Annotated in this window: 19 protein-coding genes; 1 reads left to right on the top strand and 18 read right to left on the bottom strand. The window is 60.2% G+C overall.

Annotated elements, in window-relative coordinates; all coding sequences use genetic code 11:
* Positions 1–16: 16 nt before the first annotated feature.
* The 12 genes from BW958_RS20755 to BW958_RS18170 all read right to left on the bottom strand — a co-directional run bounded on the left by BW958_RS20755 (position 17) and on the right by BW958_RS18170 (position 10,738).
* Complete coding sequence (locus tag BW958_RS20755) at positions 17–466, bottom strand: prepilin-type N-terminal cleavage/methylation domain-containing protein (RefSeq protein WP_076577330.1); 450 nt, start codon at positions 464–466, stop codon at positions 17–19.
* 14 nt (positions 467–480) lie between these two features.
* A complete protein-coding gene (locus tag BW958_RS18220; protein WP_076577329.1) occupies positions 481–1,113 on the bottom strand; it encodes a prepilin-type N-terminal cleavage/methylation domain-containing protein in 633 nt (210 codons plus the stop codon).
* A 77-nt stretch (positions 1,114–1,190) separates the two neighbouring features.
* A complete protein-coding gene (locus tag BW958_RS18215) occupies positions 1,191–1,661 on the bottom strand; it encodes a hypothetical protein (RefSeq protein ID WP_076577328.1) in 471 nt (156 codons plus the stop codon).
* A complete protein-coding gene (locus BW958_RS18210; RefSeq protein ID WP_076577327.1) occupies positions 1,658–2,878 on the bottom strand; it encodes a type II secretion system F family protein in 1,221 nt (406 codons plus the stop codon). Before BW958_RS18210 ends, BW958_RS18215 begins: the two co-directional genes overlap by 4 nt.
* 3 nt (positions 2,879–2,881) lie before the next feature.
* Complete coding sequence (gene mshE / locus BW958_RS18205) at positions 2,882–4,594, bottom strand: MSHA fimbrial ATPase MshE (RefSeq protein WP_076577326.1); 1,713 nt, start codon at positions 4,592–4,594, stop codon at positions 2,882–2,884.
* A gap of 21 nt (positions 4,595–4,615) precedes the next feature.
* Positions 4,616–5,743, bottom strand: a complete 1,128-nt coding sequence (locus BW958_RS18200) for a tetratricopeptide repeat protein (protein ID WP_076577325.1) — start codon at positions 5,741–5,743, stop codon at positions 4,616–4,618.
* Entirely contained in the window at positions 5,740–6,630 is an 891-nt protein-coding gene (locus BW958_RS18195) for an ExeA family protein (protein ID WP_076577324.1), read from the bottom strand. Before BW958_RS18195 ends, BW958_RS18200 begins: the two co-directional genes overlap by 4 nt.
* A gap of 2 nt (positions 6,631–6,632) precedes the next feature.
* Positions 6,633–8,297, bottom strand: a complete 1,665-nt coding sequence (gene mshL / locus BW958_RS18190; protein WP_076577323.1) for a pilus (MSHA type) biogenesis protein MshL — start codon at positions 8,295–8,297, stop codon at positions 6,633–6,635.
* A gap of 36 nt (positions 8,298–8,333) precedes the next feature.
* Positions 8,334–8,642, bottom strand: coding sequence for a SctD/MshK family protein (locus tag BW958_RS18185; RefSeq protein WP_256702069.1), 309 nt, complete (start codon positions 8,640–8,642; stop codon positions 8,334–8,336).
* Positions 8,635–9,288, bottom strand: coding sequence for a type 4a pilus biogenesis protein PilO (gene pilO / locus BW958_RS18180; RefSeq protein WP_076577322.1), 654 nt, complete (start codon positions 9,286–9,288; stop codon positions 8,635–8,637). Before pilO ends, BW958_RS18185 begins: the two co-directional genes overlap by 8 nt.
* Positions 9,285–9,881: a PilN domain-containing protein gene (locus BW958_RS18175; protein WP_076577321.1), complete on the bottom strand. Its 597-nt coding sequence runs from the start codon at positions 9,879–9,881 to the stop codon at positions 9,285–9,287. Before BW958_RS18175 ends, pilO begins: the two co-directional genes overlap by 4 nt.
* Positions 9,878–10,738: an MSHA biogenesis protein MshI gene (locus tag BW958_RS18170; RefSeq protein ID WP_076577320.1), complete on the bottom strand. Its 861-nt coding sequence runs from the start codon at positions 10,736–10,738 to the stop codon at positions 9,878–9,880. The genes BW958_RS18175 and BW958_RS18170 overlap by 4 nt, the downstream gene beginning before the upstream one ends.
* Before the next feature lie 109 nt (positions 10,739–10,847).
* Between BW958_RS18170 and BW958_RS18165 the strand changes: the two genes are divergently transcribed.
* Positions 10,848–11,783, top strand: coding sequence for a 1-aminocyclopropane-1-carboxylate deaminase/D-cysteine desulfhydrase (locus BW958_RS18165; RefSeq protein ID WP_372630068.1), 936 nt, complete (start codon positions 10,848–10,850; stop codon positions 11,781–11,783).
* Here BW958_RS18165 and BW958_RS18160 read toward each other — a convergent pair.
* The 6 genes from BW958_RS18160 to hybA all read right to left on the bottom strand — a co-directional run bounded on the left by BW958_RS18160 (position 11,761) and on the right by hybA (position 18,885).
* On the bottom strand, positions 11,761–13,686 hold the full coding sequence (locus BW958_RS18160) for an EAL domain-containing protein (protein WP_076577319.1): 1,926 nt from the start codon (positions 13,684–13,686) through the stop codon (positions 11,761–11,763). The two genes, BW958_RS18165 and BW958_RS18160, sit on opposite strands and share 23 nt — an antisense overlap.
* 317 nt (positions 13,687–14,003) lie before the next feature.
* Positions 14,004–14,489 carry a hydrogenase-2 assembly chaperone gene (gene hybE / locus BW958_RS18155; RefSeq protein WP_218641781.1) on the bottom strand — a complete coding sequence of 162 codons (486 nt, stop codon included), beginning with the start codon at positions 14,487–14,489 and terminating at the stop codon, positions 14,004–14,006.
* Positions 14,486–14,995, bottom strand: coding sequence for a HyaD/HybD family hydrogenase maturation endopeptidase (locus BW958_RS18150; protein ID WP_076577318.1), 510 nt, complete (start codon positions 14,993–14,995; stop codon positions 14,486–14,488). The genes hybE and BW958_RS18150 overlap by 4 nt, the downstream gene beginning before the upstream one ends.
* A complete protein-coding gene (gene hybC, locus BW958_RS18145) occupies positions 14,995–16,698 on the bottom strand; it encodes a hydrogenase 2 large subunit (protein WP_076577317.1) in 1,704 nt (567 codons plus the stop codon). Before hybC ends, BW958_RS18150 begins: the two co-directional genes overlap by 1 nt.
* Positions 16,695–17,891, bottom strand: coding sequence for a Ni/Fe-hydrogenase cytochrome b subunit (hybB, locus tag BW958_RS18140; protein ID WP_076577316.1), 1,197 nt, complete (start codon positions 17,889–17,891; stop codon positions 16,695–16,697). Before hybB ends, hybC begins: the two co-directional genes overlap by 4 nt.
* Positions 17,878–18,885 carry a hydrogenase 2 operon protein HybA gene (gene hybA, locus BW958_RS18135; protein WP_076577315.1) on the bottom strand — a complete coding sequence of 336 codons (1,008 nt, stop codon included), beginning with the start codon at positions 18,883–18,885 and terminating at the stop codon, positions 17,878–17,880. The genes hybB and hybA overlap by 14 nt, the downstream gene beginning before the upstream one ends.

Here is an 18,885-nt window from a genome sequence, read left to right as displayed (position 1 = left end):
TCTCCCATTGATGGACTTAATCGTCACAGCTGTCATCAACAGTAATGGAGGGTGACCCACCTGCGGATGTAAGAGCATTGTCATAGGTAACAGAACAAGTGTTATTAGACTGGTTGCTCGGAACGAATGTGCCACCGGAGCCAGACACAGCCCAACCATCCAATGTCACTGCTGCGCTAATAGATGCATTGGTGGGATAGCCATAATTAGTAAGAATGGTAGTGCCATCGGCGCCAGAAACCCCAATTGAACTACCAGCGGCGGTAGACTCAATTCCCTTCAGTGCAGCTTTGCTATAAACCAGCTGTGATGCACTTTGAAGAGATGCCTTGACTCCATCAGCTGCGGCTTTACGTGCATCACTCTGCAAATTCAGGAACTTGGGTGCGGCAGTCACGGCCAGAATACCCAAGATAATGATCACGATGACCAGTTCAATCAGGGTGAACCCCGCCTGTTTTCTCATTGTTGTTTCCTCTGTCAGTTAATATTGGTCGTCACTTTGCCGGAGGCGGGACGATAACTAAAACTCATAAACGCATCAGTGCGTCCCTGAGGGTCTTGATACTGGCCGTCGCTGCCTTTGGAGAGGCTATTGACCAGATAGTAACGGCACACCGAGTCATATCCATTGCTCTGTACCGTCACAAAGTATTTCAAATCATTGCCGCTGCTGGTCACATCGCTAAAGGTCGCGCTGGCCTTGGGCGGATTTTGCAAGATGCCATTCCACAGTTGCAGGCAGCGGGCAGCGGTCAGGCTGCTTGGCGCCACATCCACACTGCTGCTATCGGCGGTATCCACCGGATAACCGGGTGACATCAGGCTATTGCTGGTCTCGCTGTCACTCGGGGTAGTCAGATAGAAGCGAGTGCCGTCATAAACCACGGTATTGAGGCTGTTTTGCTTGGTGCGCCCCTCGCCTTCCCACTGGGCACGAACCAGCAGCACGCCGGTGGCGAAACCACCCGACATCCCCTCGACGCTGGCTTTTTTGGCCTCTTCGGTCACATCCAGAAAACGTGGCAAGGCGGTCGCCGCCAAAATGCCGAGGATCACAATGACGATCACCAACTCTATCAAGGAAAAGCCGCTTGTCCTGTTACTGCCCATCTCGCCTCCCGAATCCTGGCGGTATTATTTCACGGCAACCCGTAAAAATCATGACCATCAATAGGTTAACTCTGTGATCACCCTCGCGGCATACGGAACACATGTCCATCCTGCCAGTAGTAGATCCAGCGCGAATCGCCCAACCGAAATTCACAGCCGCTGCCAGTCTGCAGCGCCAGCCACTGCAGTGGCTCGCCATCCAAGTCTGCGCGCTCGACCAAGGCCAGCCACAGCGCCTGGCACTCCTCTGAGGGTGATTTGGCCGCATCGACCCCCTGCGGCCAGCCCTGGGCTGAAAAGCGCCACAAGCGCCCTTGTGCATGCACACTGTCCGGGCGCTGCTCCGTTAACCATACGCCGTGCAGCCGCTGGGCCCGCTCGGCAAACTGACTGCTCAGCGCCTGCATGGCCGCCTCCAGCGCGCCATCACGCTGATCGAAATAGCTACGCACCAGCGCACTCATCAACACCAGCATCACGATGCCGGCCACCACCAACTTCAGGCCCTTGCGCCAGTTGTCGCGGTCTTCATTACTGCCCCGTTTCATCCACCGCGTACCACTCTCATCATGTCCCACATCGGTGTAAAAATACCGAGCGCCAGGATCAGCACCATCACCGCCACAATCCCTATCAGGATCGGCTCAATGCGGTCGGTCAGGCTCTTGAGGTCATAATCCACCTCGCGCTCGTAATACTCGGCCACTTCCTGCATCAAATCATCAACCTGCCCGGTCTCTTCCCCCACCGCCACCATCTGCAGCACCAGTGGCGTAAAAAGATGGCTATGAGTGGCGGTGCGCAGCAAGCTTTCACCGCGCTCGATACCGCTACGCATCTCGCGAATGCACTGCGCCATCCAGGCATTGTCCACCGCCTCAGACACTAGCGTCAGAGCAGTGTTAAGCGGCACCCCGGCACGCAGCATCATGGCAAAACTGCGAGCAAAGCGTGCCAGCAGAGAGCGCTCTATGATATCGCCCACCACCGGCAAACGCAGCTGCCATCGGTGCCAGGTGAGCTCGCCCTTGGGCGTTTTGACCCACCAGCGCCACAGCATGCTGCTGCCCACCACCAGCGCCAGCAGCAGCCACCACCAGTGCACGAAAAAATGCGAGGTGCCAAGCAGGATACGAGTCGCCAGCGGCAACTCGACCCCGAACTTGGCAAACATGCCGGCAAAGGTCGGGATCACAAAGATATTGAGGATCACCATGGCAATGCCGATGGCGATCAACACAAAGCCGGGATAGCGCATCGCGGTCTTGATCCGCTTGCGGGTCTCCAGCTCCAGCTCAAAGTAGTTAGCCAGCTGCAAAAAGGCCTCTTCCAGCTGACCGGTGTTCTCCCCCACATGCACTATCGCCACAAACAGCGAGCTAAACACCTTGGGGTGGCCTTGCATGGCACTCGACAGCGGTCGGCCATTGCCGAGCTCTTCACCCAGATTGAGCAATGCCCGCTTAAGCGGCTTGCTGTGAGTGGTGTCAGCCAGGCCTGCCATGGCCCGCAGAATCGGGATACCCGCGCGGGTCAGGGCATACATCTGGCGGGTGAAGATCACCAGCTCTTCGAGGCGAACATGACGCTCAAGCAGCAGCGTCCACTCTATGGCGCTCTTGCTGCCTTTACCGGCTTTGAGCTCGGTGGGCAGTATGCCGCGCCGCATCAGGGTGTCGGCTGCCGCCATCTCACTGACCGCTTCCAGCTCACCGCGTGATTCGCGCCCTTGCGCATCCCGTCCTCGATAGATGAAGTGAGCCATGGCTTACCCCAGATCCTCGGCCAGTCGCAGCACCTCATCGACCGATGTCACGCCCTGACGGGCATAATCGAGCGCCACCCGCGCCAGCGGACGATAAAGGGGATGGGCCCGGGCCGCCTTGGCGAATCCTTCTGCGTCGTCACTGCGCAGGGCATCCATCATCGGCTGATCCAGCTCGAGCAGTTCATAGACCCCGATCCGGCCGCGATAACCGGTGAAGTTACAGCTCTGGCAGCCACGTCCGGCGTGGTAAACGTGCTCGCCTGCCCGCTCGCCCGAGAGGCTGGCAAGCCAGGTTGACTGCGCCTCACTCGGCGGCTGTGGTGAGCTGCAGTGCTCGCACAAGCGGCGCACCAGCCGCTGGGCCACCACGGCGCGCAGCGCACTCGCCACCAGATAGCCGGGGGCCCCCATATCAATCAGGCGCAGGGCACTGGTCACCGCATCGTTGGTGTGCAGGGTAGTCAGCACCAAGTGGCCGGTGATGGCGCCGCGCAGGCCGATCTCGACGGTCTCGTTATCGCGCATCTCCCCCACCAGCAGGATATCCGGGTCTTGCCGCAGGGTAGAGCGCAATACATGGGAGAAGGTCAGGCCGATTTTGGGGTTCACTTGCACCTGATTAATGCGCGGTAAGCGATATTCAACCGGGTCTTCTACCGTAATGATCTTGTTGCTTGGCAGATTGATCTCTGAGAGCGCGCCATAGAGGGTGGTGGTCTTGCCACTCCCGGTCGGGCCAGTCACCAGAATCATGCCGTGCGGACGGTGCAACTGGCGCCGGAAACGGGCCAGCAGATCGGCCGGCATACCGGTGTCATCGAGCGAGAGGATTCCGCCCGACTGGTCGAGCAGACGCATCACCACCGATTCACCATGCTGCACCGGCATGGTCGAGATCCGCACATCCACATCGCGGCCGCGCACCTTCATGGCGAAGCGACCATCTTGCGGCAGCCGTTTTTCCGAGATATCCAGCCCGGCCACCAGCTTAAGCCGCAGCACCAGAGCTTGGGCGATCCGCACTTCGTTGAGGGTATTCTCATGCAACACGCCGTCAATGCGCTGGCGAATGCGCAGCAGCTTCTCGTCCGGCTCGATATGGATATCCGATGCACCGACCTGCACCGCATCTTCAAACAGGGAGCGCAGCAGCTTGGCCACGGTGGCCTCGTTCTCGCCGGTGCCGCTATCAAAGGCGCTGCCACCGAGCTCAAAATCGGCCTCCTGATACTCTTCGCGCAGCTGCTCGGCGAAGCTCTCAATCTCGCGTGTGCGGCGATAGAGGCGATCAAAAAAGTCGAGCAGTTGCCCTTCGCGGGCCACCGCCAGCGCCATCTGGCGCGGAGCAAGCAGCCCCGCCACCGCATCGAGTGCGCTCAAATCAGCCGGATCCGACATGGCCACGGTGGCCACATCGCCAGTCAGATTGACCACCAGCGCCCGATAGCGGCGTGCCTGCACTTCCGGCAGCAGTGACACGGCGCGGGCATCGATGGTCAGGGTATTGAGGTCAAAAAACGGCACATCCAGCTGGCGAGCGAGGAAGGTGAGCAGCTGCATTTCGCTGATAAACCCGAGATCGATCAGGGTCGCCCCCAACTTGCGGCCAGTCTGGCGTTGCTGCTGTAGGGCCAGTTGCAGCTGATCATCAGAGATAATCTGCTCCTGAACCAACAGGTCACCAAGGCGCATCTTGAGTCTGGGTTGTGCCATGAAATCTACTCCTAAGCCTTGTTACTGCTGCGCCAGCGCGGAAATTCGCTGGGTGAGCCACTGGGTAGTGGTATCGCCCAGCCCACCGTGCAGCCGGGCACTCTGATAGGCATCCAGCGCCCGCTCACGGCTGCCAAGCTTCTCTTCGGCAACCCCCAGCCCCAGCCACCAGCGCCCCTCATCGGGCTTTTTGCGCAGCAGTTGCAGATAGAGCTCACGTGACTCCAGGGTGTGCCCCAAATCCTGGGAGAGCGCCGCCCAGGTCGCGTAATAATCGAGATTGCCAGCCAGCGGCGGGCGCGCACCGGCCAACCAGTCATAGGCGGCCTGTTGCTGGCGGCTGGCCAGGGCAATTCGCGCCAATAGCAGACGAAAATCGGGTTCGGTGGGCAGTTGCCGCACCCCTTCCTCAAGGATGCGGCTGGCATCGCTCAGACGCCCCTGACCATAGAGCAGAGCGGAAAGCTGCTTGCGGGCATCCACATCACGGGGTTTTTGCTCGAGCAGTAGATAAAACTGCTGCTCAGCCTCGGCCAAATCGCCCTTGGCCATGGCGATGGTGGCTTTCTTGTCGGCGATAGTGGCCAACTCATCTGGCGAGAGGGTGACCTGCTCGATCTTCATCTTGTTTTTGGGCTTGGCGACCACGGCCGCTTGCGGCTCACTGGCGAGCTGATCGGCCAGCTCATCCTCGGCCTGCCGATCGGGCTGCAACCCGGCATCCACCTTGGCATAGAAGCTTTTCGGATCTTCTCCCGGCGGCACCACCAGCTCATCGGTTTGGTGATGCACCGACTCTTCGTTGGCCGCTGAGGCCGGCAGTGGCAGCGCAACCACCGCATCCAGCGGCTCACTGCTGGCGGTAGGCGTAGTAACGGGCTGCGCAGCTACAACCGGCTGCGGCGCTGGCGCGGCAACCGTGGCCGGCATCGCCGGATGCACTTGCGTCAGGCTTTGCGCTTCACGCTGGGTTTGTTGCCAATAACCCCAACCACGCCAACCGACCAGCAGCAAACCAGCCAGACAGGTCAGCGTGACCAGCGCCAGCAGCCACAACGGCTGTCTGGCTCGCGGCTGATAACGCGCGCCGTCGCTGCCACCGCTCTGGCGGGCATCCAGATCTTTGAGCATCTGGTTGATCACGCTCATCGCCATATCCCCCACAACAACAACGGGACAGCCAGCAGCACGACGGCGCCAAACCGCCACCACGGCAGATGGCGCGCATCGGCCGTATCGCGCACGGCGGCGCGTACCAGTGCACGATCGATATGATTCTCACCACGCCCATAGGCCAGCATCAGGCTTTTGTGCGCCAGAATGTTGATAAGGCGGGGAATGCCACGCGCCGCCCGCCACAGCAGACGCTGCGCGCTGGCACTAAACAGCGGGGCACCGCGATAACCGGAAACCTGTAACCGGTGCTCCACATAGGCACGCGCCTCGTCACGGCGCAGCGGCCGCAGACGGTAAGAAAAACTGATGCGCTGGCGCAACTGGCGCAGATGAGCACTGCCAAGCCGGACATCCAGCTCGGGCTGGCCGAACAACACCACCTGGATCAGTTTGCTCGATTCGGTCTCCAGATTGCCAAACAGGCGGATCGCCTCAAGGGTTTCATCCGGCAGCGCCTGTGCCTCATCAATCAGCACCACCACCCGGCAGCCAGCCTGATGCAGTGAAATCAGGTGACGATGCAGCCGATCGGTCAAATCCAGCTGCCACCCCTCTTGCTGCGGCATCCCCAGCTCATGGGCCAGCGCGGCGCGCAGCTCATCCGGCGTCAGGTGCGGATTGGGCAACCAGGCACTGCGTACCGGTTGTGCTTCCGAGCCGAGCTCCCCGAGCAGCTTGCGACAGAGCAGGGTCTTGCCGGTGCCGACCTCGCCGGTCACCTTGATAAACCCCTCCCCCTGCGAGAGAGCCCAGCGCAGCACCTCAAGCGCCTCTTCGTGCGGCGGCAACCCGTAGTAAAACCCGGTGTGAGGCGTCAAACCGAAGGGGGGCTCACGCAGACCAAAATGGGCCAGGTACATGCTTAGCGCCTTGCCGGATACCACTTGTCGAGCAGTTCGCTCGAGCGCTGCAGCTCCTGCTGCCAGGTATTGTCTTCCACCACGGTTGGCTTGAGCATAATCACCAGCTCAACCTTCTGGTTGCTGTGCTTGCGGTTGGTAAAGGCTTCCCCCACCCAGGGAATGTCGCCAAGCAGCGGTACCTTGGTCACCTGCTCCTGCTTGTCAGTCTTCATCAGCCCGCCGATCACCACGATATCGCCATTGTTGGCCTGCACCACGGTATCGGACTCGCGGATCGAGCTCTTGGCCAGCGGCAGTTGCAAGGTGCCGCCGGAATCGCCCATGTCGATGGTCTTGGTCTGCTCCTCGGTATCAATCACCGAGGGGTGAATATGCAGCAGCACCTTGCCCTGCTCGTCAATTTGCGGCGTCACATCAAGCGAGATGCCCGAAAAGAAGGGGGTCAACTCGACGTTGGGGGTGCGCTCGGTGCCGGAAGTGGTGGTCGTGATGGTGGTCGAGGCGTTGGTGACGTAATACTCGTCAGTCCCGACCTTGATCACCGCCTTCTGGTTGTTGGTCGCGGTTACCCGTGGGCTCGACAGGGTATTCACATCACCCTGGGTCTTGAGCAGATTAACTGCCACGTTGAAGTTGCCATCCGACAGGGTAAAGCCGCCACCGCCACCCAGGGCAGTAAAAATGGTATTGGACGCGCCAACATTACTGGACGCAATGGACGCTCCGCCGGTAATACCTTTGCCGCCATCCCAACTGGCCGACAGTCCACTCCAGTCAACCCCTTGCTCGAAGCCTTCGCTTAAGGAGACTTCCAGAATGCGCGCCTCAAGGATGACCTGACGCTTGAGATGCTGCTCGGACTGATTGAGGAACTCGCGCACCGCCTTGAGCTCGGCCGGATAAGCGCGTACGGTCACCAGACCGGCCTGCGGGCTGGTGATCACCGCGCGGCCATTGCCACTACCGACCAGTGCCTGCAAGGAGCTATTGAGATCGCGCCAGAAATCCGTGTCGTTGTCAGTCTCGATACGGGTGCCGTTGCTGCTGGTCTGATTGGTGGTCGTGGTCGAGCCGCTGGAGCTAGAGCTAGATGAGCTGGAGCTACTGCTGTTGAGATCGCTGCTACTGCTGTTATTGGTATTGGTCACACCACCGGTCGAGACCATGGTGCGTGACAGGCCGCGGCGGGAGAGCATCAGGTAGTTGACCGGGATGGTCTCGGTACGCAGACCAGCCGGATAGATGTGATAGACATAACCGCGGCGCTGGATATCAAAGCCGTACATGTCGGCCACCGTGCTCAGCACTTCCGGCAGGGTCACATCTTTAAGCTCAAGAGTAATCAGACCGCTGACGCCGGGGTGCACCGCGACGCTGTAACGCGACCCTTTAAACAAAGAGCCGAAGAACGCCGCCGCTTCCACCTCTTGCGCCGCGATACGCAGACGCCTTTCAGGCATAGCCGGCACCGCCAGATTCTGCTGTGGAATCGCCAACAACTCGCTTTGCACCGACGAGGGCAGGGTCAAGGGCGGCAGCGTGCTCTGCTGATGGGCTTTTTTAAGCTCCTCCTTGGCATCCTTCGGATCGGGGTGTTTGTAATAGCTGGAACAGCCGGCCAATGCCAGCGCCAGAAAAATCAGAGAGGGTTGTAATAATTTCATGCGTTGTCTACCCGAAAGCCTTTCTTAACAGCGCTGTTAGCGGACAATCCGCTTGGCAAACAGGGTGAGCGTGGTCCGTTCTCCCCCCTTTTCCAGCACGACCCGATCCTGTTGAATGGCGGCAATCCGCCAGCCCGATACTGTCTCTCCATGACGATAGTCCTTGCCCCCCAGCACGGCCACCGCCGGCCCGCTGCCGAGAATCACGCTCTGCAGCTTGGGCAGACCACTCGCCGCCACCTGGGGCGACGCGCTACTGCTCACTACCCCGTTGATCGGGGTGGTCGGGTCTTTCAGGGGAACCAGGGCCGCCATGACCCCCAATACAGCCAGCAGATTAGCCACGGATAAACTCCTTGCTGGTACTCAGGGTATAGATTTGCAACTCAACCCGTGCCTTGGGCCAGTCGGTTACCTGATAGTCAAACAGGCGCCAGTAAAAATGCCGTGGCAGCCCTTCGAGCGCTTGCAGATAGCGGTATACATCGAAATAGCCCCCCTCCAGCACCAAGGTGATCTGGTGACGATAGAGGTTGGCATTCTGCTCTTTGGGCAGCAGCGGCTCCGGTGGCTGGCTCTGCATCTCGAGCATACGCAGCCCCTCACCGTGACTGAGCATGGCTTGCAATACGCCGGGCATCTCTTCAGCGGCAATCAGATCCACCGTCTGCTCGCGCAGTTGTTGCTCAAGCTGCGAGAGCTCACGACCGGCCTGACTCAACTGCTGACGCACTTCCGCATCAGGATCACGCGCCAGACGCGCCTGCTTGCCCTGAATCTCAAGGCCGACAATCTCCAGATCGCGCCGCTCACTCTCAAGCTGACGGGCAACCTTCTGATTTTGCTGCCACTGCGGCGTCAACCACCACTCGTTAAGCCCCATGACCAGCAACACCACACCGGTGAGCAGGATTAATGCCCGTTCACGCAGGGAGAGCCCACCAACCCGCTCGGCCAGTTGCTGCCACTGCGCCTTGATAGAGAGACTCATTGCTGCACCGCCTTGGGCAGTCCACCCAATTGGAACTGCAACACGCCCTGCTTGTCGCGATTGAGCTGCAACTCGGAAAACTCCTTGCCAGAAAGAGTCGGCGTCGTGCGAAAGCGGCTGACCCACTGGGGTACATCATGGCTGCCGCGAGTCTGGCCGCCGAGACTGACACGACCACCTTCAAAGCGGATACGCGACAAGGCCAGATGGTCATCCTGAATTCTGGCCAGATCGGCCATCAGCGCGGCATAACTTTCACCACGCTCTGGGGCCAGCTTGCCCAGTTGCTGCAACATCAACTGCATGCTGGCAATGCGCCCGCGCACGTCAGTGAGCTGGGTATTGAGGACCGGACTGGGCTGATGCTTGGCGAGCCGGGCATCCAGCTGGGCCGACTCGGCGCGGCGGGTAGCAAGCTGGGCACGCAACTCACTCTGCTGGCGCGCCAGTTCGCGCTGCTGCCAGATCATGGTTCCAGCGCAGATCAATGCCAGCAACAACACCAGCCCCCACAGGCCAACGATCTGATTCAGGGAGGCCCACACCCGACGCGGGCGAAATTCGGGGCCATAGAGGTTGATATGGCGCTTCATGGCTGCGCACTCCGTGCCAGGGCATAGGCCGGCAGATAATCAATCCCGCTCAGGATCGCCTTGTTGGCCATGGCCGAGACAGCAAAGCCAAAGGTCTGCTCCAGATGGCGGATGAGCGCCCCCAAACCAGGAGAGCTCAATGCCAGCTGTAGCGACGCGCACTCCGGCAACTTGAGCTGACCTTGCAGATAATCGAGGGAGCGCTGGATCTCCAGCGCCAGCGAATCGAGTTCCATGGCATCGGGCTCAGCCGCTGCCAAGCCTTTGAAGCCACGCAGTACCCGCGAAAAACAGAGACCGCCCTGCTGGAATACCAGTAGTTGCAGATCTTGGCCAGCCGGCTGCCACAGCAGCAGACGCACGCTCTGGTCCTGCGCAAACAGTCGCCCCAGCGCCAGCTCGTCAATGGTGATATACACCAACTCGGCCACGCTGTTGACCGCATCGGCCACCGCCTGAATGCGCGACTTGCTCACCGCAATGACGTTGATACGCGGCCGACCGGCCGGCGCAGTAGGAAGATCAACATAATCAAGCGCCAGTTGCAGCACCGACTCACTGACATAATCCTTGATGGCCCACGGCAGAGCACCCAAGATTTCCGGTTCGGGAACGGCGGGTTTGTCGATCTGGATCTGCTGGTACAATCCGGCGGCGAGCACCACACGAACCGGGCGACGAGCCATGCCCTGATGGCTTAGCAGAGAGCCTATTGCGCTGGACCACTCCTGGGGACCGTTGACTGGCTGTGACGCAAACAAGGGCGCAGGCTCAGCACCCGCCAGCCACAGACGATCACTTCCCAACAACAGGCCAACGGGACCGGCCACAGACTTCTTCTGAAATAGTCGTCGCATCTTCCACTTCGCGGCGTTTGGCGAGAAAACCGTTAGAATCTAACACTATATTCGGATGTTCTGAAGAAAGATAATTGTGTCAAGAGATTACAGTGATCCACGCCTCTTTTTGAGTGTTCAATCAGCACGTTTTGACCGGCTGAAGCAGGCTTTTTCAGCGATTCCCCACTCCCCTTTGCAACGACTCGAACTGCCTCTGTTCGAGCAATGCGGTGTAGAAGTGTGGTGCAAGCGTGACGACCTGATTGACCCCATGCTCTCGGGTAACAAGTGGCGCAAGCTCAAATATGCTTTGCTGGCTGCGGCGAAAGACAATATCCACACATTGCTCTCGTTTGGCGGCGCCTACTCCAACCATCTGCACGCCCTGGCGGCGGCCGGCGCCCGCTTCGGCTTTGCCACCCGCGCCATCGTGCGCGGTGAAGCCAGCTCGGCGAGCAATGCCACCTTGAGCCAATGCCGCCAGTGGGGCATGCAGCTCACCTTTGTCGATCGCCAGACTTACCGACAGCGCCACGATCCCGCTTGGCTGGCGAGCCTTGCCGAGCCCGGCCTGATGTTGCTAGCCGAAGGGGGCAGCGGCCCGCTGGCGCTCGATGGGGTGGGCGAGCTGGTCGCCGAGGTGCCGTTTTCGCCCGATCTCTGGGTGCTGCCTTGTGCCAGCGGCGGCACCCTCACCGGCCTATTAAAAGTAAAGCGACCGGATGAGAAGGTTTTGGGAATTGCGGTGATAAAAGGGGGAACGGCGCTGCGTGATACCGTCACCAATCTGTGGCCAGGCGCTGCCTGCGATCCGCACTGGCGCATAGCACTGGAGCATCACGATGGCGGCTATGCCCGCTTTTCCAGCGAGCTTTGGCAGTGGCTGCAAACAGTAACGATGCAGACCGGCCTCCCGCTAGAGCCGGTCTACAGTGGTAAAGCGCTGTGGGGATTGTGCCGCGAGCTGGCGGCCGGGCGCATCCAGCGCGGCAGCCGCATCGTGTTCGTGCACACCGGCGGCATGCAGGGATTGGCCGGTCTTAAGGAGCGGGGATTGTGCTGAGCAGCGGCTCGGGCTCGGCAAACCAACTGCCCTGCCCGGCATGTACGCCGAGATGGCGCAGGCACTGCCACTCTTGCGGACTTTCTACGCCAACGGCCACCACCCGCGCCTGAGTATTGGCGCAGCCGCCGATCAGGCTGCGCACCGCCATCTGATTAACCTGTCGCAGATGAATGTCGCGCACCAGACTGGGGTGCAGCTTGAGGAAGTTGATCTCAAACTCCTTGATGTACTGGGTGCTGACCACATCCTGCCCGGCATGATCCACCGTAAGGCGGCACCCAAGCATATGCAGTGAGCGCAGCGGCTTGCGCAGCGCTTCGAAATAGCGGCTGATCTGCGCCTCTGACAGCTCCAGAATCAGCTGCTCATTTAAGCTGCGCGACTGCTGGAAGACGCTGAAAAACAGCCAGCGGTGGAAGTCGCGATTAAGCAGACTCTGGGCAGACAGGTTGAGGGTGATGGGAGGATCCCCCGGTTGCCAGCGGCGCAGCAATCCGAGCGCGGCTTCAGCCATCAGCCGATCCAGCGGCAGCAACATACCGGCCTTTTCGGCCATCGGGATAAAGATACCGGCAGGCAGTTCGCGCCCCTGCTCGTCATCAATGCGGGCCAGCAGTTCATATTGCAGCACCAGTTGTCCCGGCTCCTGCATCACCGCTTGCCGATAGAGATGCACCGAGCGCTCCTCGATGCGACGGGTCAACAGAGTGCGCCAGCGTACCGTGCCCTTGTTGCTGTTTTCGTCATCGGGCACCAGTTTTTCAAACAGGAACCAGCCGCTGCCACCTTGCAGGCGGGCGCTCTTGAGGGCCAGCTCAGCCTCTTCCTGCACCTGAGCCAGCGAGTCATCCGCTCGGTAGCAAACCGCACCGATATAGAGGGCGCTCTCTTCCGAGCGACTGTTCGGCCAGTGCAGCCGTTGCAGGCTCTTGAGTACCTGATCTGCGCCATCCACCAACTCGTCTTCGGTCATGTTGGGCAGCAGGATGGCAAACACATGGCCGGCATAGCGCGCCTGCAGGGCTCCGGTGTGCTTGCGCACAAAGGCGGAGATAAGCAGGCTCGCCTCTTGCAACACCTCATCGGCAAAGCGCTCGTTCCCTTCCAGTTCATCAAGACCGGTCAACTCAATCAGCAACAGGCCGCCACTCATGGCGGTGGCATCGCGAATGGCGCTCTCGAGCCGGTTATCAAAGAAGATGCGGTTACCGGTGCCGGTCACCCGATCAACAAAGGCATTGCTGCGGATAAAGCTGTCGAAGCGACTGCGCTCCTTGCGGGCATCGGCCAGGTCTTCCAGCAGCAGATCGAGCGCCTTGCTGGCACTGACCGGCCACTCGTCGGCCGGATCGTGGCTGAGCTTGCCCAGATGGCCGGTGAGAATAAGCTCGGCACGGTGATTGAGCAGTTCAGCGCCGCGTAGCTGCAGCCGGAGCCAACGAATGGAGAACCACAGGCCAAACACCACGATGAATATACCGGCGGAGACGCCGAACATCGCCTGCAGGGAGTACTCGAACTCTTTAAACGGACGCTCCAGCTGCAGATGAGCCTGCATACCCGGATGCTGAGGCATGGGATAGCGGTAATTGATCAGCGGATTATCAAAGCTGTCGGCGGTAAGATCGCGAAAGGCATAGATCTTCTGCTCGCCCCGGCGCACCTCAAGCGAGACCACGTGGGAAGCACGCAGCAACGGCGGCATCCACTGGGCCAGATCTTGTCCCTGCTGGCGGTTGTCGAGCTGGCTGTCGAGCACCTCGACCAGCGCCTGCACTTTTTTCTCCTGCAACTCGAAACCGAGCTGGCGGAAGCTGAACACCCCGCCCAGCAGCACCATGGCCATGGCAGCGATGACGCAGAGGGTAATAAACGAGACGAGTTGGGTCGTGAGTTTCATCCTTGAATCCATCACAGTGCGGGACACCATCTCCCGCCAGTGCCGCATGCTAGCATGGGGGCGCGATCAAATCTGCCGCAACCCGCCCGGCAACAAAAAAAGGCGCCCCGCAGGGCGCCAACAACAGTGGGTAACAATCATGTGAGGAAAACACTGCATCGGGATGACCGGCTGGCGTCACTGGCCGATCACAAGGGCAAGCATAGTTCAGGATCGCTGAAGCCAGACTGAGTGGATTATTCATAAGGGATTCACGCGGTCGCAACATCTTGGCAGGGCTCTAAAAACAAATCGGCCCCGCAGTGCGGGGCCTGGGTTCACACCCTGCGTTCAAACAGGGCTCGTCGCGCCGGATTTTGTGGTGCATCCGGGTCGGTCACCGGCAACGCGGTGATCATCAACGAGAGATCCCGCGCCAGCTTGAGCGCCTGCTCACTGCTGATGCCCGGCGTTGGCGGCGATTGCAGCGAGCAGGAGAGGTATTGACCCACCCCTTCCATGTCACTCACCACAAAGGTGGCGTTGCCGCACGGCAGTGCCACACCGATGCGCTCACCCAAACGGCGAGCCGGCCACTCTTGCTCGGGCCCCGGCAGGATCATCAGACTGAGCAACCAGGGGGTGAGCATCACGCCCACCCACTGCTCCTCATGACGGGTAAACCCCACCGCCCGCACCGGTAACTGGTGCTGATAGAAGGGAAGCGCTTGCATCTCACCGGCTGCCACCTGAGCAAACGCCGCTTCCAGCAGCGCCGACGGATTCTCGGCAAAGCCGCTGATGGCCTGGGTCATCTCGCTCATGCCAGAGCCTCCCGAGATTTGGCGCTGACCGCAATGCCGCTCTGTGCGAGGGCATCACACAGACGGCGCAGCACCTCGTCGAGCGATGCAGCGACCGTGTCGGTCAGGCCGATGGCCGGCTCGACCGATTCGGGCACCACCCCGACCAGGGTGAGTTTGTCCGGAAACTCACCGGTCAGGTGCAAAGCACTGAGCACGTCAGCCAGTCCGAGCTGATGGGGCGAGATCTTGCGGCTGAACAGGGCCGGCACTTCCCCGTCGCGCAAGGTGACGACGGTGCCGGGCTCTGCCCCGGTCAACACCGCATCGGCCACGATCAGGTGCTGACGGCTCGCCATGTCGTCGATCAGCTCCATACCGCAGGTACCACCATCGAGCAGATCGACCCCGTCCGGCAGGTGGTAACGTTGTTGCAGCGCTTCCACCGCCCGCACACCGACCGCTTCATCGCTGAGCAGCAGGTTGCCGATGCCCAGCACCAGCACCGGCGCCTTGGTCACGTCCATCACAGTACCTTCACCTCGGTGACCTGCTCGCCACGGGTATCCACGATGTGGACGGCGCAGGACATACAGGGGTCAAACGAGTGCACGGTACGCACCACTTCGAGCGGTTTGGCCGGATCCGCCACCTTGGTCCCCACCAGCGAGGCTTCATAGGGGCCGGGTTGGTCGTGATAGTTACGCGGACCCGAGTTCCAGGTAGAGGGCACCACGGCCTGATAGTTGGCGATCTTACCGCCTTCAATCACGATCCAGTGGGAGAGCATGCCACGCGGCGCTTCCTCGAAACCGACCCCCTTGATGCGGGCCTTGGCCGGAATATCGGGCTTGATGTAGGCAACGTGGTCACCCTTGCCGATATTGTCGATCAGCGCCTTCCACTGCTGGGCCAGGGTGTCTTTCATCACGGCGCAGCGCACGGCACGGGCGACGATCCGACCCAGGGTCGAGGGCAGATCAGCCACCGCCACCGTGCGACCGCTGACGCTCTTGTAGAGGCCGAGCAGGGTGTCGAGGTGGTGCTTGGTGCCTTCATGACCGGCCGCCAGCATGCAGAGCACGTTGGCCAGCGGGCCCACTTCCACCGCTTCACCGTAGAAGGTCGGCGCCTTGACCCAGGAGTATTTCCCCTCTTCCTGCCAACCGGTGTAGTTGGGCTCGGTTGTCCCTTCCCACGGTTTTTGCGGCTGATTGTCCTGATACCAGGAGTGCTTGCTGCTCTCCTCAATCCCGTTGATGAGGTACTCATCCTGATGGGAGTTGATGGGACGGAAGGTGGAGAGATCTCCGTTCTTGATAAAGCCGCCCGGCATCAGGAAGCTGCCGCCCTTGGCGTCGGTCGGCAGTTCAGGCACCGACAGGAAGTTGGTTACACCGCGCCCCATCTCCAGCCACTCTGGATAGAAGCTGGCGATGATGGCCGCATCCGGCATGTAGACCTGCTCGATAAAATCGTTGAGACGATCGATGAAGGTCTTGAGGTAGAGCAGACGCTCCATGTTGAGCACGCCGATCCCGTCGAGGTTGATCGGGTTGGCCACACCGCCTACCGCCAGGTTCTGGATGTGCGGGCTCTTACCACCGAGCAGCGCCACCACACGGCTGGCGTCACGCTGATATTCGAGCGCCTGCATGTAGTGAGCCACCGCGATGAGGTTTACCTCGGGCGGCAACTTCATGGCTGGGTGACCCCAGTAGCCATTGGCGAAGATACCGAGTTGGCCGCTATCAACCAGCGCACGGATCTTGTCCTGCACGCGCTTGAGCTCTTCGGCGTTGTTGAGATGCCACTTGGAGAGGCCGCTCACCAGACCGGCCGCCTTGACCGGATCGGCCTTAAGGGCCGAGGTGATGTCCACCCAGTCGAGGGCAGAGAGCTGATAGAAGTGCACCACGTGATCGTGGATGTTACTGGCCGCCAGAATGATGTTGCGGATGTACTGGGCGTTGACCGGCACATCCAGCTTGAGGGCGCTCTCTACCGCACGCACCGAGGCAATGGCGTGGATATTGGTGCACACGCCGCAGATGCGCTGCATGATGATCCAGGCATCGCGCGGGTCACGTCCCTTGACGATCTCTTCCATACCCCGCCACATGGTCCCCGATGACCATGCCTTGACGACCTTGCCGTTCTCGATTTCGCAGTCAATGCGCAGGTGACCCTCGATACGGGTGATCGGATCGATGGTGATACGTTGGCTCATTCTTTACCTCGAACAACTGGATGGCTGACCTGATAGTCCCGATCGATTCGTTCCAGGGAGGGCAGGACAGGGAAAATACGGACAAGCAGGATGTAGGCACACACTTCGATGGCAACAAAACCGACCGAGATCAACAGCTCTTCGGCGGTCGGGAAGTAGTGATAACCCTCACCCGGATTAAAGGCGATCAGCGAGTAGTCAATCCGCCACAAAGCGGCACCGATCAGCATGCTGACGGCACTGATAAACAGCAGGCGCGAGTCGTTGCGGGTCTTCTCCCAGTGGAAAATCAGCAGTGGCAACAACATCAGCATGATCTCGGTCCAAAACAGGATCGAGTAGCGATCGAAGTTGGAGAGATAGTCGCTCTTGTCGTGGTAGACCAGCTCGCCAAAGCGCAGGGCTATAAACACCATCAGGAAGATGTCGATCACCTTGGTCAGGCGATAAAACAGCGCCTTCTCATTGGGACCATTACCCGCTAGACCGGCCTGCACCAGCGACCCTTCAAACACCACGATAGAGAAGCCCATGATAAAGGCGGTCAACAGCGAGAAGACCGGCAACAGCTCATAGCTCTGCCACAGCGGGTGGATCTTGTAGCCAGCAGCGATCATCAGGGAGCCCATGGAGGACTGGTGCATGGTCGGCAACAGGGCGCCCAGTGCAATCACCAGGAACATCACCTTGTTAAGCGTCTTGAGCTGCACCTTCCAGCCAAAGCGCTCCAGAATGGCCGGAGCAAATTCCAGCGCCAGCACACCGATATAGACCGTCATACAGGCCGCCGTCTCGAACAACACCGAGTTCACGTTGAAGTGGCCCGGGATGTAGAAGTAAGGCAGGTTCCAATAGCGACCCACGTCGATGGTGATGGAGAGGCCCCCGAGCGAATAACCAAACAGGCTCGCCAGCAGGGCCGGCCGCACCAACGGGTGATATTCACCACGGTTGAACACATAGACCGCCCAAGCCAGCGCCCAACCCCCACAGGCAAAGCCAGTGCCGATCAGCAGGTCGAACGAGATCCACAGCCCCCACGGATAACCGCCATTCAGATCGGCCACCGAACCAATCCCGAACACCAGCCGCTTGAGGATGATAAGACCACACAGCACCACAAACGGGGCAAAGAACAGCACCGGCCAGCTGACCAGCTTGCCGCCGAGCGGCTTGGCATTAACGTGAGCCATCGTGGTCCTCCTTGTGGGTGTCATGCTCATCCTTGTGCGCCGCATCGTGCATACGGGTATGCCGACGGGTCAGGATGGCCAGACCGGCAAAGGCAGCCAGCGGCAGCACCATTCCCTTATAGAGGGTGTGCTGAACCGTTTCGGAGCGGGAACCGGTCGAGAGCGGATCGAGCGCCGGCAAGTTGAGCTTGTCGTACGGAATCGCCGCCAGCGTCAGCACCTGGGTGCCGCCCCCTTCCCGTTCGCCATAGACGTAGGGTTGGTAGTGCGGAATCGCCTTCTCGTGCTTGTCGCTACTGGTGACGGTTTGGCGCGGATACAAGTAGAGATCGCCCGGTTTCTGAGCCAGACGGCGCTTGGCCTCGGCCAGCAACTCCTCGCGCGTTCCGTAAATCACCGCACCGGCCGGGCAGACTTCGACACAACCGGGCAGCAGACCCTGATCGAGCCGCTCGACGCCAGCCTGGTTGCACAGCTCGCACTTGCGGATACGACCAAACGGGTTGTCGTACTCGTACTTGGGCACGTTGAACGGACAGCCGACCATGCAGTAACGGCAACCGGTACAGACGTCCGGGTTGTAGTGCACGATCCCGGTCTTGGGATCCTTGGTCAGCGCCTGCACCGGACAGACGGAGACGCAGTTGGGATCGACGCAGTGCATGCACTGCTTCTTGATAAAGGCAAAGCCGTTATCGAGCTGATCCTTGTGCTTGCCATCGCCGCTTTGCCACACCTGAATGATGTTATTGGTAAAGGGGCCGAGCTTGTCGTTGTTAGACCAGGTTTGGGCGCCACTCGGGTTCACCTCAAGGTGATTGACCTGCTGACACTTGGTCACGCAGGCCTGGCAACCGACACACAGGGTCGAGTCATAGAGCATCCCGAGGGCACCGGGGATCGGCTGCTTGTTGGGACGCGCTTCGACACAGGGCACCACGGTCGAGGCAATCACCCCGCCGGCGGTGTATTTGAGAAACTGTCGTCTGTCCAC

Source organism: Aeromonas sp. RU39B (assembly GCF_900156095.1).
Taxonomy (GTDB): Bacteria; Pseudomonadota; Gammaproteobacteria; order Enterobacterales; family Aeromonadaceae; genus Aeromonas.
This window is presented reverse-complemented; position numbering and strand designations above follow the sequence as displayed.

Bases quoted from the DNA above. Each gene is read 5' to 3' on its own strand.
- BW958_RS20755 (WP_076577330.1), bottom strand. From the start codon at position 466: ATGAGAAAACAGGCGGGGTTCACCCTGATTGAACTGGTCATCGTGATC.
- BW958_RS18220 (WP_076577329.1), bottom strand. From the start codon at position 1,113: ATGGGCAGTAACAGGACAAGCGGCTTTTCCTTGATAGAGTTGGTGATC.
- BW958_RS18215 (WP_076577328.1), bottom strand. From the start codon at position 1,661: ATGAAACGGGGCAGTAATGAAGACCGCGACAACTGGCGCAAGGGCCTG.
- BW958_RS18210 (WP_076577327.1), bottom strand. From the start codon at position 2,878: ATGGCTCACTTCATCTATCGAGGACGGGATGCGCAAGGGCGCGAATCA.
- mshE (WP_076577326.1), bottom strand. From the start codon at position 4,594: ATGGCACAACCCAGACTCAAGATGCGCCTTGGTGACCTGTTGGTTCAG.
- BW958_RS18200 (WP_076577325.1), bottom strand. From the start codon at position 5,743: ATGAGCGTGATCAACCAGATGCTCAAAGATCTGGATGCCCGCCAGAGC.
- BW958_RS18195 (WP_076577324.1), bottom strand. From the start codon at position 6,630: ATGTACCTGGCCCATTTTGGTCTGCGTGAGCCCCCCTTCGGTTTGACG.
- mshL (WP_076577323.1), bottom strand. From the start codon at position 8,297: ATGAAATTATTACAACCCTCTCTGATTTTTCTGGCGCTGGCATTGGCC.
- pilO (WP_076577322.1), bottom strand. From the start codon at position 9,288: ATGAGTCTCTCTATCAAGGCGCAGTGGCAGCAACTGGCCGAGCGGGTT.
- BW958_RS18175 (WP_076577321.1), bottom strand. From the start codon at position 9,881: ATGAAGCGCCATATCAACCTCTATGGCCCCGAATTTCGCCCGCGTCGG.
- BW958_RS18170 (WP_076577320.1), bottom strand. From the start codon at position 10,738: ATGCGACGACTATTTCAGAAGAAGTCTGTGGCCGGTCCCGTTGGCCTG.
- BW958_RS18160 (WP_076577319.1), bottom strand. From the start codon at position 13,686: ATGAAACTCACGACCCAACTCGTCTCGTTTATTACCCTCTGCGTCATC.
- hybE (WP_218641781.1), bottom strand. From the start codon at position 14,489: ATGAGCGAGATGACCCAGGCCATCAGCGGCTTTGCCGAGAATCCGTCG.
- BW958_RS18150 (WP_076577318.1), bottom strand. From the start codon at position 14,995: ATGGACGTGACCAAGGCGCCGGTGCTGGTGCTGGGCATCGGCAACCTG.
- hybC (WP_076577317.1), bottom strand. From the start codon at position 16,698: ATGAGCCAACGTATCACCATCGATCCGATCACCCGTATCGAGGGTCAC.
- hybB (WP_076577316.1), bottom strand. From the start codon at position 17,891: ATGGCTCACGTTAATGCCAAGCCGCTCGGCGGCAAGCTGGTCAGCTGG.